16 protein-coding genes are annotated in these 16,532 nt (G+C 42.3%); 13 read left to right on the forward strand and 3 right to left on the reverse strand.

The window, feature by feature from the left end:
* Nucleotides 1–137: 137 nt before the first annotated feature.
* Nucleotides 138–641: a hypothetical protein gene (locus tag ACFPA1_RS26005; RefSeq protein ID WP_213146502.1), complete on the forward strand. Its 504-nt coding sequence runs from the start codon at nucleotides 138–140 to the stop codon at nucleotides 639–641.
* Nucleotides 642–710: 69 nt separating this feature from the next.
* On the opposite strand, the gene ACFPA1_RS26010 is transcribed toward ACFPA1_RS26005, so the two are convergent.
* From ACFPA1_RS26010 to ACFPA1_RS26020, 3 genes are all read right to left on the reverse strand, one after another.
* Nucleotides 711–1,433, reverse strand: coding sequence for an amino acid ABC transporter ATP-binding protein (locus tag ACFPA1_RS26010; protein ID WP_213146501.1), 723 nt, complete (start codon nucleotides 1,431–1,433; stop codon nucleotides 711–713).
* Nucleotides 1,430–2,086 (reverse strand): amino acid ABC transporter permease, encoded by a 657-nt coding sequence (locus tag ACFPA1_RS26015; RefSeq protein ID WP_213146500.1) that lies wholly within the window; start codon nucleotides 2,084–2,086, stop codon nucleotides 1,430–1,432. The genes ACFPA1_RS26010 and ACFPA1_RS26015 overlap by 4 nt, the downstream gene beginning before the upstream one ends.
* A 105-nt stretch (nucleotides 2,087–2,191) precedes the next feature.
* A complete protein-coding gene (locus ACFPA1_RS26020; protein WP_378587305.1) occupies nucleotides 2,192–3,004 on the reverse strand; it encodes a basic amino acid ABC transporter substrate-binding protein in 813 nt (270 codons plus the stop codon).
* A gap of 353 nt (nucleotides 3,005–3,357) precedes the next feature.
* On the opposite strand from ACFPA1_RS26020, the gene ACFPA1_RS26025 reads away from it, so the two are divergent.
* The 12 genes from ACFPA1_RS26025 to leuB all read left to right on the forward strand — a co-directional run bounded on the left by ACFPA1_RS26025 (nucleotide 3,358) and on the right by leuB (nucleotide 16,417).
* The gene (locus ACFPA1_RS26025) at nucleotides 3,358–3,654 is read left to right on the forward strand and encodes a hypothetical protein (protein ID WP_213146498.1); all 297 of its coding nucleotides are present in this window, start codon (nucleotides 3,358–3,360) and stop codon (nucleotides 3,652–3,654) included.
* 177 nt (nucleotides 3,655–3,831) lie between these two features.
* Complete coding sequence (locus tag ACFPA1_RS26030; protein ID WP_378587308.1) at nucleotides 3,832–3,969, forward strand: hypothetical protein; 138 nt, start codon at nucleotides 3,832–3,834, stop codon at nucleotides 3,967–3,969.
* Between the two features lie 149 nt (nucleotides 3,970–4,118).
* Nucleotides 4,119–4,457 (forward strand): MerR family transcriptional regulator, encoded by a 339-nt coding sequence (locus tag ACFPA1_RS26035; protein ID WP_213146497.1) that lies wholly within the window; start codon nucleotides 4,119–4,121, stop codon nucleotides 4,455–4,457.
* A 184-nt stretch (nucleotides 4,458–4,641) separates the two neighbouring features.
* Nucleotides 4,642–5,901, forward strand: coding sequence for an ammonium transporter (locus ACFPA1_RS26040; protein WP_378587311.1), 1,260 nt, complete (start codon nucleotides 4,642–4,644; stop codon nucleotides 5,899–5,901).
* 61 nt (nucleotides 5,902–5,962) lie between these two features.
* Complete coding sequence (locus tag ACFPA1_RS26045; protein WP_378587314.1) at nucleotides 5,963–6,949, forward strand: DUF294 nucleotidyltransferase-like domain-containing protein; 987 nt, start codon at nucleotides 5,963–5,965, stop codon at nucleotides 6,947–6,949.
* On the forward strand, nucleotides 6,936–7,670 hold the full coding sequence (locus ACFPA1_RS26050; protein WP_378587316.1) for an exonuclease domain-containing protein: 735 nt from the start codon (nucleotides 6,936–6,938) through the stop codon (nucleotides 7,668–7,670). Before ACFPA1_RS26045 ends, ACFPA1_RS26050 begins: the two co-directional genes overlap by 14 nt.
* Nucleotides 7,671–8,079: 409 nt before the next feature.
* Complete coding sequence (gene ilvD / locus ACFPA1_RS26055) at nucleotides 8,080–9,750, forward strand: dihydroxy-acid dehydratase (RefSeq protein ID WP_378587319.1); 1,671 nt, start codon at nucleotides 8,080–8,082, stop codon at nucleotides 9,748–9,750.
* 626 nt (nucleotides 9,751–10,376) lie between these two features.
* Complete coding sequence (gene ilvB, locus ACFPA1_RS26060) at nucleotides 10,377–12,104, forward strand: acetolactate synthase large subunit (protein WP_378587322.1); 1,728 nt, start codon at nucleotides 10,377–10,379, stop codon at nucleotides 12,102–12,104.
* The gene (gene ilvN / locus ACFPA1_RS26065) at nucleotides 12,101–12,622 is read left to right on the forward strand and encodes an acetolactate synthase small subunit (RefSeq protein WP_213146491.1); all 522 of its coding nucleotides are present in this window, start codon (nucleotides 12,101–12,103) and stop codon (nucleotides 12,620–12,622) included. The genes ilvB and ilvN overlap by 4 nt, the downstream gene beginning before the upstream one ends.
* A gap of 26 nt (nucleotides 12,623–12,648) precedes the next feature.
* A complete protein-coding gene (gene ilvC, locus ACFPA1_RS26070) occupies nucleotides 12,649–13,680 on the forward strand; it encodes a ketol-acid reductoisomerase (RefSeq protein ID WP_213146490.1) in 1,032 nt (343 codons plus the stop codon).
* Nucleotides 13,667–15,211, forward strand: a complete 1,545-nt coding sequence (locus tag ACFPA1_RS26075) for a 2-isopropylmalate synthase (RefSeq protein ID WP_213146489.1) — start codon at nucleotides 13,667–13,669, stop codon at nucleotides 15,209–15,211. The genes ilvC and ACFPA1_RS26075 overlap by 14 nt, the downstream gene beginning before the upstream one ends.
* A 99-nt stretch (nucleotides 15,212–15,310) precedes the next feature.
* Nucleotides 15,311–16,417, forward strand: a complete 1,107-nt coding sequence (leuB, locus tag ACFPA1_RS26080; RefSeq protein ID WP_378587327.1) for a 3-isopropylmalate dehydrogenase — start codon at nucleotides 15,311–15,313, stop codon at nucleotides 16,415–16,417.
* Nucleotides 16,418–16,532: the final 115 nt, after the last annotated feature.

A 16,532-nucleotide genomic window follows, 5' to 3' on the forward strand; every position in this document is an offset into this window, starting at 1 on the left:
TTATATCAGTTGTATTTCATTTTCGAGACAAACAACATACCTTCTTTCTGTTTTAAAAAATAAAAATTAGATCATCCTTCCTTATTTACCTTCTCAAAAAGTATAATAAGACAAATAATCCAAAGGAGAAATCTATTATGGAAAGGGAGCAGGCATTATTTTTATCAAAAAAAATCGAAAACTTAAGGTCCACTGAATATGAGATAAAGAAATTAGAAACCGTTAATGGTACCTTACCCAAGTTCCACCAATGGACGAATGGGAAGACTACCTTAGCTGCCTTTAAGGTAAATAAGCCAAGTACTGAAACAGGCTGTTACCTTCTATTTATTGATTGGCACCGCAAGGGGATCTATTACTTAGTTATATATGCTTATGACAAGTCTACTACCTTGGCAGAATTACGGCAGGTTCAGGATATTGACGGAATTCCTCATATTATGTGGAGCTATAAACCTTTTAAGCGGGACGGAAAAAATGATCAACGAAAAGCTTATTTTAAACAGATGTTCGGTTCCACCTCAGTTCAAATTCCCTTCCCGGTTTCCGAAACGGATGTTGATGACTTTTTAACACAATTATTTAAGCTATGTCAAAATCGAATAAAAGCTGATCAAATTGTAAACGTATTCGAGCTTTAACAGGTTTTTTCTTTTTGCGCATAGCGATAGCTAAAGAAAAGGGAGGCATAATCCGCCTCCTTCCGTTTTCTATAGGATTTTACTTAAAAACGCCTTTGTCCGTTCTTCTTGAGGATTTTCAAAAATATCCTTCGGTACCCCTTCTTCGACCACAAAGCCACCATCCATAAAAATCACCCGGTCACCTACCTCGCGGGCAAAGCCCATTTCGTGGGTCACGACCACCATGGTCATCCCTTCCTTGGCCAGTTGCTTCATAACTTCAAGTACCTCGCCAACCATTTCCGGATCGAGTGCAGAGGTAGGCTCATCAAACAACATGATTTTCGGTTCCATCGCCAGTGCTCTCGCAATTGCGACCCGCTGCTTTTGCCCGCCTGATAACGAATCAGGATAGGCATCTGCCTTTTCCGCTAACCCGACTTTGCGTAAAAGTTCCAAGCCTTTTTCCCGGGCTTTTTCCGCTGGGACTTTTCTTACCTTAAGTGGCGCCAGCATGATATTATCAATGACCGTTTTATGCGGGAACAGGTTAAATTGTTGAAACACCATACCCACTTCAGTACGGACCGCGTTGATATCCGTTTTCTTATCGGTAATGTCAGTCCCTTCAATCCAAACATGGCCGTCTGTAATCGTTTCTAGCAGATTAAGACAGCGCAGAAAGGTGGATTTTCCAGATCCTGAGGGGCCAATGACCACTACTACCTCCTGAGGCTTTACGGATACGTTAATTCCTTTCAGGACCTCGTTCGTTCCAAATGTTTTTTTCAGACTCTTTACTTCTATCATTCTGTGGCCAACCTTCTTTCAAGTTGATTTAACAATAAGCTGAGTGAAAAAGTTAAGACCAAATAAATGAGTGCTGCTGTAATATATGGTTCCCATGCACGGTAGTACTGCCCCTGCATTGCCTGTCCCCAATACATCAATTCTTTAACAGCGATAATGGCTACCAGTGATGAATCCTTGATTAAGACAATAAATTCGTTTCCAAGCGGCGGAATCATCCTTTTAATAGCCTGTGGCAGGATAACGAAGCGCATTGCCTGTACATGATTCATCCCAAGCGAGCGGGCGGCTTCCATCTGGCCCTTATCAATTGATTGAATACCGGCGCGGAAAATTTCTGCCACATAGGCTGCTGAATTTAACGATAGAGCTGTAATACCAGCGATAATGCCATTTGTTTCACCTATAATGAGTGGAATAAGTCCAAAGTGAATTAATAAAATCTGTACTAATAATGGCGTGCCCCGGAAAAACGTAATATAAGCCTTAAACGGGAAAGCCAGCCACTTATTCTGCACCATTTTCCCCAGCCCAATAAATAGTCCGAGGACAGTGCCTATTAAAATACTGGCAATTGAGAGGCCAATGGTAAGTAATGTTCCTTTTGCAAAAAATGGAGCATATTCAGCAAGTATGTCCCAACGAATATCCATTCATGAATCCCCCTATTTAAACCTTGTGCTTAACTGTGATGTTGTTAAGACAAAAATTGCGTAACTACTAGTTTGTAAGAGTTACGCAATTCTAGTTTTAAAAGTTTATTTTTGTTGTGCTTTGACTTCGGTAAGGTCCGGATCTACCTTAAACCACTTCTTGTAGATTTTCGCATATTCACCGTTTTCCATGACTTCTTTAATAGCCTTATCAAAATCAGCTTTTAACTTGCTTCCCTTAGGGAACAACAACCCGTAAAACTCTTTATCAAAGGCAGCTTCATCTTCTATGATGACAAAATTTTCTTTCGGATTATTTTTTACATACTCTTCAATGACAGTGTTATCAGCAACAACTGCGTCCGCACCGCCGCCTTTTAACTCCATAATTGCCAGATTGTTATCCTTAAACTTTTTAAGATTTTTATTTTCTGCCCCAAGGAGCTTTTCAACTGCTTCCTGACCGGTTGTTCCGTTCTGTACAGCTACGACCTTGTCTTTTAAATCCTCTGCGCTTTTAATCGGGCTGTCTTTTGGAATCATGATTTTATTAGTAGATAAGAAGTAAGGTACTGAGAAATCATAGGTTTGTTTACGTTTGTCGTTTATCGTAATAGAAGAAATTCCAATGTCTGCTGTTTTCCCTTTAATTTCAACGAATAATGGATCCCAGCCAACATGTTCAACCTTTACTTTGTAGCCCGCTTGCTTTGCAACAGCGTTAATGAAGTCGATATCAAATCCGACCACTTCCCCTTTATCTTGGTACTCGAACGGGGCATATGCGGCATCCGTAACGACTCGTAACGTCTTATCCTTGCTCTCTTCGCCCCCGCTTGTTTTGCTTGTTCCACATGCTGAGAGAATGAACACAAATGCAGCAACCAAAATTGTAGTGAATAATTTAAATTTCTTCATTTTGGACCTCCTATATTTTTTTATAAAATCAATTTTTTTAATTCTGATAATATTTTGAATATACACTATTGAATAAATTTTTAAAAGTAGTTTATCAAAAATCTTTATAATATTGGGATAATAAATTTTTATACCTAACATTGTTTATCTATTCGTAGATTTTAATTTATTACTATATTAATAAGTTAAAATAATATTATATATATAGTTTTTTGAAATCTTACACATTCCTAATTCATTTAGCTCATTTTTTAAAATATTCAAAAGGATTTTCCCTGGGTATTAGCCGTTGCTCCTCCACGAATACCTACATATTGTATATCACATGCACATAAATAAAGGAGTGTAGCCCAATGAATCCATACGGTTATTATCATAGCCCGCAATCGCAAATGGACTATAATACCTATGTCCCGCAAATTCTCCCGCAAGGAACCCATGCTCAGTTCGATCCGAATAGACAGCCGCAGCAGCTTGAACGCAGGGTAAACCAACTCGAAAGGGAAAATAATCGCCAGCAGCAGGAAATCGAGCGGCTTTCCCGTGAAGTTAACCAGCTCTCGCGCCGCCTGCAGCGTGTAAATCAACGCCTGCGTGCTGTTGAAAGAAGATTTAACTTTCCGTTTACTCCATTCGATGGGGAATATTAATAAAAATGAACCAGGTCCAGCACCTGGTTCATTTTTATTCCCCCCCCCCCCGTAAGGTTTCCTTTCAAGTTACCAAACCCCGTTTTAAAAAATATGTTACATAATCTCACAGAATCCCTGACAAAACTCGAAATTTCAGATAAATTTTTTCATATAAAACTAGAGAGGATGATTCATATGAATCAAAAAAATTCCATTCGATTGGCTAAAACGATTCTTCTTTTAGATAAATTACGGGATGAGTTATATGAAGAACTCATGAAAAACCTGGGCTCAAGAGGACACGAATTATTAAGAAGACTTCAGAACCTTTAAGCGCGGGGGATGTTTCACTATCTACCCTGATAAATTTTTTCCCAAAGCAAAACAAAATAAATGTCAAATCCAATTACATGTGAGAAAATATAACATAAAATATATTAAGATTTATTGGACCTTAGAATGGAGTGTGGTGAGAAGAAAACATGGGAAATGAATCATCTTACAAAGATAAAAAGGTCATTACCATCGGCATTGTTAGAGAACTTACCGGTTTATCCGAAAGACAGATTCGTTACTATGAAGAGCGCAAACTCATTTTCCCGGAAAGAACCGCCGGCGGCAGCCGGAAATACTCGTTCGCAGACGTGGAACTACTAGTGGATATCGCCAACAAAATTGAGGACGGTGTCCAGACACACGAAATCAGAAAGGAAATGCTAAAAGCACAAAAGAAACAAAACCAGGAAGAAATTCGCAGAAAGATGATACAAGGTCAGCTAAATGCACAATTCGGGATACGAAAAGGCCCAGCTTCTCATTAAGGAAGCCGGGCTTTTTTGATGTCTTAGGCTGACTCTGTTTCAACTATCAACATCGAAGACCTTCCAAACAGGAAAAATCATGTAAGAATTCCTAACAGGATTGTAGAACTCCTAACAAATACATGTAACAATACAACTACACTAAACGTTACAAATACTAACATACTTTAAAGGAGGAACAATCATGGATACTTTATTTTTAATGAACAGTCTGTGGGTGATGCTGGGAGCAGTCCTCGTCATCTTGATGATCGGTGGCTTCATCCTCTTGGAAACAGGATCAACTCGAATGAAAAATGCCGGTCATGTGGCCGGGAAAACCATTCTTACCTTTGGTATTGGCTCCATTGTATTTTGGGCAGTTGGCTATGGCCTCATTTTTGGGAAAGGAAATTCTCTTATTGGTTTCTCCGACTTCTTTTACTCAGGATATGAAATTGATGGTTTGGCGCTTTCAGGTTCAGTATTCTTCCTATTCCAATTAGCATTTGCAGGCATTTCATTAACAATCGCCCTTGGGGGATTTGCTGAACGCGCCAAATTAGGCGCCTATCTCGTCTTCGCCCTCCTATTTTCCGTTATTGTCTATCCGCCGATTGCCCATTGGATCTGGGGTGGAGGCTGGCTGGCGGAGCATGGTAAACAAGACTTTGCTGGCTCCACTGTTGTTCATTTAACAGGAGCGATGGCGGCATTGGCAGCTACGATTATCTTAAAACCGAGGATCGGCAAATATAATAAGGATGGCTCCGCCAATAATCTTGCCGGTCATAACCAAGTATTTACCGCCCTTAGCGTGTTGCTTTTATGGGTAGGCTGGTTCGGCTTCAACGCTGGCAGCACGTTATCGGTTGACAAAGCCTTTTTCGGTTTTGTTGCCATCAATACCAACTTGGCCGCTGCAGCCGGTACCGTCGCGGCGATGATGATCTCTTGGATGGTTTTAGGAAAAGCCGATGTGCCGATGATGCTTAACGGGGCACTAGCAGGTCTTGTGGCAATTACTGCTTCTTGCGCATTCGTTGAAACCTGGGCGGCAGTGGTGATCGGATTTATTGCAGGAATCCTCGTCTTCTACAGCATTCGTTTTTTTGAAAAAGGAAAAATTGATGATCCGATTGCAGCATTATCCGTTCATGGTACAGCAGGAGTTTGGGGTACCCTGTCAACGGGATTCTTCGCCACAAAAGAATTAGCAACGGTTGGGCAGCCGGGATTATTTTATGGCGGAGGCCTGCATCAGCTAGGTGTTCAAGCAATGGGGGTTTTGGTGTGCGGCGCCTTTGCCTTTATTGTCTCCTTTATCCTTCTTAAGATCATGAAAACAGCAATGAACGGACTGAGAGTAACTGAAGAGGAAGAAATTATCGGTCTTGATATGAGCGAACACGGCAGCTACGGCTACCCTGAATTACTGAAATCTGAACAACGCCTTAATGCTTAAATTTTTTATTACAAAGAGGCTGTCAAGAGCAGCCTCCTCTTTCTAAAAGGGGTGGAACCTAATGGCGGACTCCTGCTATATGGAAATCCGTAAATTTCGGGATGACAAAATGAAGCCAGCATCTCACGATCACATTAATTTAAATCAACTCCACGATGAAATAATGAAAAAGGTCATCCATTTAGCCTTAAAGCAAACTGCTGAAAAGCTCGGACCTTTGCCCTGTCCCTTCTCATTTTTTGTCATGGGTTCAGCCGGCCGGTTTGAACAGTCTATCTGGAGCGACCAAGATCATGGAATTATTTATCAGGATGATCGTGTTGAAACAAAGGTTTATTTCCTTGAACTTGGAAAAGAAATATCAAAGGGGTTATTCCAAGCCGGATATTCTTATTGTGATGGCGGGGTGATGTCCAGCAATCCGTTATGGTGCAAATCCTTAAATGAATGGCATCAGCAATTGATGAAGTGGATTTTTGAGTTCTCATGGGAATCTGTTCGCTATCTATTAATCTTTATAGACGCAAGAACATTATTGGGAGATGAGGAATTTGTAGATACTTTAAAAAATCAAATCTATCAGAATGCAAATAAAGATCAGCTTGTTAAAAAAATGCTTAACAACACGAAGTATCTCAAAAATGGCATTAACGTTTTCGGAAAGCTAGTGACTGAAACACACGGGCCATACGCAGGATTGCTAAACATCAAAGAAATCGGCATCTTACCTTACGTAAATGCCGTCCGTCTCATTGCTATCAAAGAGAATCTGCTGACAACACCCACACTTGAACGGCTAGATAAGCTTTCAGAACTACATTTTTCCGATATTGATATAGATTTATTCAAACATCAGTTTATTAAATTATTAAACTTTCGGCTAATCTATTGTAACCACACAAATTACGATTCTGGCCATTATTTGCCTGTCGCCCACTTATCGAGAGAGCAATCGAAAGAATTAAAAGATGTTATCAAATACGGCTCGGCCCTTTTTCACTCTGTCCGAAAGTTAATTGAAAAGGAAGATTCCCATGCCAATGAATGAAATGATTCAATTCTTCAGACAACTATCCGGAAAAATCAATTCCAATCTTTACGCTGGCCTGCCGTGGAGCTCTTCACCGCAGCAGCAGGCATTTCTCAGGGAACTGCAGAAAGAACTCAAGCAGACGAACACGCTGCAAATCCCCCTCTATGAGCTGCCGGTAGTTGTATTTGATATTGAGACAACAGGTTTTTATCCAGATAAGGGGGATCAGATTATTTCGATTGGAGCGGTCAAAATGATGGGAGCAGAAATGAAAGCGGGGGAAACTTTTTATACTCTCGTAAAGTCAGACCTTCCTCTATCAAAGGAGATTTCTGAACTAACCAGTATTCAAGAGATAGAATTACGTCATGCCCCTAATCCCGCAGATGTACTGGTGAATTTTTTCAAATTTATCAAAAGTAATATTCTTGTCGCCCATCACTCCAATCATGAGCTGAATTTTATGAGAAAGATGACAAGGGATTATCTGCGCTGTAGTTTTGACCACCGTATTGTTGATACATCCTTCCTGCTACGGCTCGAAGACCCATTCTTTAATCCAAGGCCGCTTGAGGAAATCTGCCAGAACTGCGGCATTGAAATAAGGAACCGGCATCATGCTCTTGGAGATGCGCTTATGACAGCCAAGATTTGGAGTCATTATCTAAAAGCGGCAGAAACAAAAGGCTTTAAAAATCTGCAGGAAATATATGAATATCTTTCAAAGTTCAAGTAACGATAACAGTCAGTTGAATAAATATACAAGCCGCTACATTTTTTCTACTATAATTAATGGAAGGAAAAGTTAACTTTGTTTCCGTTTATTTCCTCCCCTCTAATTTAAATTCCCACAATAAATCTGCAAATAAAAAAATTCATAAATTTTTTTATTTTCGATATAACCCCATGATGAAAGGATTGTAAACGCTCCCAGTTTGTTTAACTAGTTTGAATTGTCAGATTTTTGTGTTGACCATGTCTTTAATTGGTTGTATGATAATCGTCAATAAGTACTAAGAAATTTTTCTTGGCGCCTTTATTCAATTCTTTATAAATGAGAACGACAAAGGCTCTTCTTTTTAATAACGGAATGGCTTGTCAATATGAAGAAACAAACCATGACCTGTCAGTTAGGAGATCGTAAAATGAGAAGCGATATGATTAAAAAGGGGATTGATCGTGCTCCCCACCGCAGCTTACTATACGCAACAGGGGTCAAAACGAGTGATTTGGAAAAACCGTTTATCGGTGTTTGTAACTCGTACATTGATATTATCCCTGGTCATAAACACCTTAATCATTTCGGTGAAATAGTCAAGGAAGCCATCCGCGAAGCCGGCGGTATTCCTTTCGAATTTAATACAATCGGTGTCGATGACGGAATTGCCATGGGACATATCGGAATGCGCTATTCGCTTCCAAGCCGCGAAATTATCGCGGACAGTGCCGAAACAGTCATCAATGCCCATTGGTTCGATGGAGTCTTCTACATTCCGAACTGTGACAAGATCACGCCAGGAATGTTGATGGCAGCAGCCCGAACCAATGTACCATCCGTTTTTGTATCAGGCGGTCCGATGGAAGCTGGTGTTTCACCAACAACAGGAAAAAATCTTTCCCTTACTTCAGTTTTTGAAGGTGTTGGTGCTTACCACAATGGTACCATCAGCCAGCAGCAGCTGCTTGAAATTGAAACCAATGCCTGTCCTACTTGTGGCTCATGTTCTGGTATGTTCACAGCGAATTCTATGAACTGCTTAATGGAAGTTTTAGGAATGACCGTTCCTGGCAATGGAACGATGGTTGCTACTTCTGAAGAAAGACATGAATTAATTAAGCAAGCAGCAAGACACTTGATTGACTTAATTAAAAAAGATATTAAACCTCGCGACATCATTACACGAGAAGCCATTGATAATGCCTTTGCACTAGACATGGCGATGGGCGGATCAACTAATACTGTGTTACACACATTAGCGATTGCTCATGAAGCAGGTATCGATTATGATCTTCGCGAAATTAATAAAATTGCTGAAAGAGTTCCATACCTTTCCAAGATTATGCCAGCATCTGATTATTCAATGGACGATGTTCATCGTGCCGGCGGTGTAAGTGCCATCATTAATGAACTTTATAAAGTCGAAGGTGCTTTGCATGATAACTGCCTAACGATTACAGGAAAAACTCTTCGGGAAAATGTGAAGGAAGCAACAATCACCAATGAAGCGGTTATTCGGACAAAAGACAATCCATATAGCCCTGTTGGAGGACTATCCATCCTATATGGAAATATTGCTCCAGATGGCGCCGTAATCAAGGTTGGCGCTGTAGATCCTTCGATTAAAACATTTTTAGGTGAAGCAATTGTGTTTGAATCCCAAGATGAGGCATTAGAAAGCATTCATAATGGAACGGTAAAATCCGGCCATGTAGTGGTAATCCGCTACGAAGGTCCTAAAGGCGGTCCAGGAATGCCGGAAATGCTAGCTCCTACCTCCGCTATTATGGGCCGAGGGTTAGGAAAAGAAGTTGCCCTTATCACAGACGGCCGTTTCTCAGGTGCAAGCCGCGGAATTTCTATCGGTCATATCTCACCTGAAGCTGCAGAAGGCGGCCCAATCGGTCTCGTTGAAAATGGTGACAAAATATTAATTGACCTCGAAGCACGTTCAATTGAACTTGTCGTGGATGATGTTGTGTTAGCTGAAAGACGCAAGAATTGGGTAAAGCCGGAGCCTAAAATCAAATCTGGCTATCTAGCAAAATATGCAAAACTCGTTACTTCTGCCAACACCGGCGGAGTAATGAAAATATAAACCGAAAAGCGGAAGCGCCCGTTTAGCGGCGTATGGCCTGGAGCGCTTCGACTGAGATAAAGGAAACACGAAGAGCGAAGGACACTAGCCGCTGGGCGCTGGAGCTAGACAGTTATCTAAGTAAAAAATAGTAACAGAATTATTAAACCCTTAGGGAACCACTAGTACCCCTCCCCTTCTCTAAAGAAGTTAAGGTACTACAACAAAATCTTTGACAATAAAATAGTCAAATCGATGACGGGAATAAAGGTGTAGGAATTTGTATTTTCAGAGAGCTGGGGTTGCTGGAAGCCCAGTAATACAACCTACTCCGACATCATCCCTGAGTGTTATTCTGAACGGTTTTTAACTCAGTAGGTATAGCCGGGTGTCAACTTAGAGCACCTGTTACAAAAAGAAGCGTTTCTTTTAGATTAGTTGTCGCTTCATGAGGCAGTATTCGTAAGGATACTGTAAAACCCGGGTGGTACCGAGAAAATGAAAGGCCTTTTCTCCCCGAACATTCTGCTTTTGATGTACTTGACTGCAGTTTATTCGGAGAGAACAGGCCTTTTTTACTGTGTTTAAACACAGTTGAAGATTTAGTTTTTTAAATATTCAATTACCCATAAGGAGGGAACTATGACGTGAAAGCAGAAGCAAAGCTGGAAATCCAAACCAGTACGGCACCAAAAACAGGTGCAGACCTTCTCATCGATCTTTTAATTAAAGAAGGTGTTGATACATTATTCGGGTATCCTGGAGGTGCCGTCCTGCCGATTTACGATGCGATTTATCGGGCACAAAAATCCATTAAGCACGTCCTCTTCCGTCACGAGCAAGGAATGATTCATGCTGCTGAAGGGTATGCCCGAATTACCGGAAAGCCTGGAGTTGTCATTGCCACTTCGGGTCCTGGGGCAACGAACTTGGTTACTGGAATTACAGATGCCATGATGGATTCCTTACCACTTGTGATTTTCACAGGGCAGGTAGCTCGGACAGTCATCGGAACAGATGCCTTCCAAGAAGCAGATGTAATGGCGATTACCACGCCGATTACAAAACACAATTATCAAGTGCAATCTGTAGCCGACCTGCCGAGAATTGTTAAGGAAGCTTTTCATATTGCTTCTACAGGAAGACCAGGACCGGTTTTAGTTGATGTACCGAAGGATATCTCTTCTGAAATTTTAACGGCATACCCAGGAGAAGCTGCCATGGACCTGCCAGGCTATCAGCCAACAATTAAACCGAATCCATTGCAAATTCGGAAGCTTGCTGAGGCCCTTCCAAAAGCTAAAAAGCCTGTGATTCTTTCCGGCGCTGGCGTTCTCCATGCAAAAGCTTCCGCTGAATTAACGGCGTTTGCTGAAAATCATAAGATTCCAGTCGTAACCACCCTGCTTGGACTTGGAACCTTCCCGGCAGACAGCCCGCTCTCCTTAGGAATGGGCGGTATGCACGGAACTTATGCAGCTAACATGGCGTTATACGAATGCGATTTGCTCATCAATTTCGGTGCTCGTTTTGATGATCGATTAACAGGAAACTTGAAGCATTTTGCTCCATTTGCAAAAGTTGCGCACATTGACATTGACCCTGCGGAAATTGGCAAAAACGTTCCAACCCAAATTCCGATTGTGGCCGATGCCAAAGCAGCTTTAACACAATTGATTGAAGAAGCAGCGGATTCCCCATCACATGAGGATTGGCTGGAAACTCTTAATCAAAATAAAAAGGACTTTCCGCTTTGGTATAAGCATGATCCAAACGGCATGAGCCCGCAATGGCTAATCGAAGCAGTTCATAAAGTAACGAATGGTGAAGCGATTGTCGCTACTGATGTTGGCCAGCATCAAATGTGGGCTGCACAGTTCTACAACTTCAATCATCCGCACCGCTGGATTACTTCGGGCGGACTTGGAACAATGGGCTTCGGTTTCCCTGCTGCGATTGGGGCGCAGATGGCTGAACCAGACAGTACCGTAGTGGCAATTGTCGGAGATGCCGGGTTCCAAATGACACTGCAGGAATTATCGGTCATTTACGAACGCAACCTGCCAGTTAAAATCATTATTGTTAATAACGGTGCACTTGGCATGGTCCGCCAGTGGCAGGAGCTTCAATATGATAATCGCATTTCCGAATCCCTGCTTCATACCCAGCCTGATTTTGTCAAACTGGCTGAAAGCTACGGAATCCGCGGTGCAAAAATTGATAACCAAGAAGACCTAGTTGCCTCCCTGCCAGAGCTTATGGCCTATGATGGTCCGGTTCTCATTGATGCCCGAGTCCTTCAGAAGGAAAAAGTTTTTCCAATGGTTGCTCCTGGCAAAGGGCTTCATGAAATGATTGGGGTGAAACCAGAATGAAACGAATTATCACACTAACTGTTCAAGACCGAAGCGGTGTTCTAAATCGCGTGACGGGACTGCTCCAAAGGCGTCAATTTAACATTTCCAGCATATCCGTTGGTGCTACTGAAATCGAAGGCGTTTCTAAAATGACTCTTGTGGTTGAAGTAGAAGATGAGCAGCGCCTTGAACAAGTAACGAAACAACTTAACAAGCAGATCGATGTTTTAAAGGTTTCTGATATAACCGATAAGGCCATTGTCGCTCGGGAACTCGCCCTAATCAAAGTAACATCTGGTTCACAGCTGCGCAGCGAGATTAACGGGCTCATCGATCCATTCCGCGCGATTATTGTGGATGTATGTAAAGACAGCATTACCGTTCAGGTTACTGGCAAGCCTGATAAAATTGATGCCTTAATCGACTTGCTTCGCCCATTCGGCATTAAAGAAGTTGCCAGAACCGGCTTGACCGCCTTTTTACGAGGCCACCAGCCACAAGTAAATGAATTATCAGCATACTCACTAACAAAATAACTCTTAATTCTGAAAGGATGATTGTAATGGTTAAAGTACTATATAACGGAGATATTCAAGAGGAAGTTTTACAAGGAAAGAAAATCGCGGTAATCGGCTACGGCTCTCAAGGCCATGCTCATGCCCTTAACTTAAAAGAAAGCGGCTTTGATGTAGTTGTTGGTTTACGCGGCGGAAAATCTTGGGATAAAGCTGTTGAAGATGGTGTTGAAGTAAAATCTGTTGCTGATGCAACTGCGGAAGCTGATGTTGTTATGGTTCTTCTTCCAGACGAAATGCAGCCAAAAGTATATGAAGAAAGCATCAAGCCTAATCTTCAAGCCGGTAACTCTTTAGTATTTGCACATGGTTTCAATATTCACTTCAGCCAAATCGTTCCTCCTGCTGATGTTGACGTATTCTTAGTTGCACCAAAAGGTCCTGGACATTTAGTTCGCCGTACCTATACAGAAGGTGCTGGAGTTCCTGCACTGTATGCAGTTTACCAAGACTACACTGGCCAGGCTCGCGAGATCGCGCTTGCTTACGCAAAAGGAATCGGCGCTGCCCGTGCAGGTGTTTTAGAAACAACATTCCAAGAAGAAACTGAAACTGACCTTTTCGGTGAGCAGGCTGTTCTTTGCGGCGGTACAACTGCCCTAATCAAAGCAGGCTTTGAAACACTTGTTGAAGCAGGTTATCAGCCAGAAGTTGCTTACTTCGAATGTTTACATGAATTGAAATTAATCGTTGACCTTCTATATGAAGGAGGACTTGAAAACATGCGTTACTCCATCTCTGACACTGCTCAATGGGGAGATTTCGTATCAGGTCCGCGCGTTGTAAACGAAGATACAAAAGCACGTATGAAAGAAGTACTAAAAGATATCCAAACTGGCGCATTTGCTAAGGGCTGGATTTTAGAAAACCAAGCTAACCGCCCACAATTCAACGCAATCAACCGTGCCGAAAATAACCATCAAATCGAAGTGGTTGGCCGCGAGCTTCGTGCGTTAATGCCATTTATTAAGAAGCCAGTAAATCAAAAGAAAGAAGTGGTGGTAAATGGTTCACGTTAACATCTTTGATACAACCTTACGCGATGGTGAACAGTCCCCTGGTGTAAATTTAAACCAACTTGAAAAATTGGAAATTGCCAGACAGCTCGAACGGTTTGGCGTTAACATTATGGAGGCCGGCTTCCCGGCTTCCTCTCAAGGAGATTTCGAAGCGGTAAGAGCCATCGCCAGAACGATTAAAAACTCTTCCGTCACAGGTCTGGCCCGTGCCACTAAATCGGACATTGACATTGCGTGGGATGCTTTAAAAGATGCTGCAGAACCAAGATTGCATGTATTCATTGCAACCTCCCCTATCCATATGCAGTACAAACTGATGAAAAAACCTGAGGAAGTCGTGCAAACCGCTGTTGAAATGGTGAAATACGCACGAAAAAACTTCCCGCAGGTTGAATGGTCAGCAGAAGACGCTTCACGTTCAGATTTAGACTTTCTGGTTCAAATTATTACGAAGGTAATCGATGCCGGCGCTACTGTCATCAATCTTCCTGACACCGTTGGTTATACCACACCGGCTGAATATGGACGCATGTTCCGCTATATCCGCGAAAACGTGCCTAACATCCATAAAGTAGCATTATCGTGCCACTGTCATGATGACTTGGGGATGGCTGTTGCCAACTCATTGGCTGCTATTGAAAACGGCGTTACTCAGGTCGAGGGCACCATTAACGGAATCGGTGAACGTGCTGGAAACGCGGCTTTAGAAGAAATTGCTGTGGCATTAAATATTCGTCAGGACTTTTATCCGTACACAACCGATCTTGTGTTAAAAGAAATCAAGCGCACCAGTGACTTAGTCAGCCGCTTTACAGGAATGAAGGTCCCTGGCAACAAAGCCGTTGTCGGAAAAAATGCATTCGCACATGAATCCGGAATTCATCAGGATGGCGTGTTAAAAAATACGTTAACCTATGAAATTATTACACCAGAGCTTGTTGGTGTCGGATCCAATGACCTTGTTCTTGGAAAACACTCAGGACGTCATGCTTTTAAAGACAAAATTGAGCAAATGGGCTTTGAATTAGAGCAGGATAAATTAAATGAGGCATTCCAGTCATTTAAGTCCTTAACAGATAAGAAAAAAGAAGTAACGGATGAAGATTTATTCACGATCTTAACAGACATTCAAACCTCGGGCTTCGATGTGAAAAAATATGAATTAGTCGCATTCCAGGTTCAATATGCTTCAGCTAACCTGCCGACAGCTACTGTCGCATTAACCACTCCTGACGGTGAAAAAGTGGAAACAGCACGCACAGGCTCCGGAAGTGTAGAAGCTCTTTTTAACACGTTAGATGCTCTTATTAAAGAAGAGATTCATCTAACAGATTATAGTTTAAGCTCAGTCGGCCGAGGACGTGATGCCCTGGCTGAAGCAAATGTCAAATTGACCGTAAATGGCGTCAATGTCAGCGGCCGCGGCTCTGCCCAAGACGTTCTTGAGGCATCTGGGAAAGCATTTATCAACGCGGTTAACCGAGTCTTTTTCAACAAAAAAATCGGTGTTAAAGAACCGGCTGCACTATAAAACAATTGTAATGCAAGTTCTGGTGTAATACTGATTACTGCATTATACAGAGATAAGCTAGGAACTAAATTTTTTAAAATAATAAGGAGGTTGCTTCTAGTGAAAAAACGAATTGTCTTACTTCCCGGTGATGGTATCGGCAAGGAAGTTATGCATTCCGCGAAGGAAGTATTAACGGCGATTGCAGAAGAATATAATCATACTTTTAGCTTTGAAACCCATGAAATCGGAGGAGCAGCCATTGACCAATACGGCACTCCCCTACCGGAAACGACAGTTGATGCCTGCAAGCAGGCAGATGCCGTTCTTTTAGGTGCTGTCGGCGGTCCGAAATGGGATAACAATCCGTCCCATCTGCGTCCTGAGCGAGGCCTCTTGGGAATCAGAAAGGCCCTTGATTTATATGCCAATTTACGGCCAATCAAAGGCTTCAAAAATCTTCTTCACGCTTCGCCGCTTAAAGAAGAAATCGTTTCTGGAAGCGACCTCCTTATTGTCCGTGAATTAACTGGCGGTATTTACTTTGGTACTCCAAGTGAACGGCGTGATAATGGCGAATCGGTTGTCGATACTCTAGCTTATACTCGCCGCGAGATTGAAAGAATCGTAGATAAGGCATTCCAAGCTGCTCAAGGTCGCCGCGGCAAGCTAACTTCGGTAGACAAGGCAAATGTGCTTGAATCCAGCAAGATGTGGCGTGAAATCGTCGAGGAGAAAAAAGCACAGTACCCTGAAGTGTCTGTTGATCATGTGTTAGTCGATGCCGCAGCAATGAAGCTAATCACCAACCCTGCTTCTTTCGATGTTGTTGTCACTGAGAACATGTTCGGCGACATCTTAAGTGATGAAGCATCTGTGTTAACAGGCTCCCTGGGGATGCTTCCTTCTGCCAGCTTAAATGAATCTGGCGTCGGACTTTATGAACCGGTTCACGGCTCAGCGCCTGACATTGCCGGAAAAGGCCTAGCCAACCCGGTTGCGATGATTTTATCCGCTGCCTTGATGCTAAGGTATTCCTTCGAACTGGAGGACGAAGCCAAAATTATCGAAGATGCTGTCCAGTCTGTACTTGATGCCGGCTATCATACTGCTGATTTGCAGATTCCAAACGGCCGCAAAGTGGGCACCGAGGAAATGACAAAATTAATCGTCGACTACATCCGTACACTGAACGCATCTAAGTGTATCGCAAGCTGCTACTATTAAATTTAAGGACGTTACCGCCAGGCTGGTGCAGAATTGGCCTGGCGTTTATTCTAAAGAGAATACTAGTTTACCTGCTATTTCAGGCAAAAAATCTATAAACGTGAGGAAGGAAGCT

This window comes from Neobacillus sp. GCM10023253, assembly GCF_042653105.1.
GTDB lineage: Bacteria > Bacillota > Bacilli > Bacillales > Cytobacillaceae > Neobacillus > Neobacillus citreus.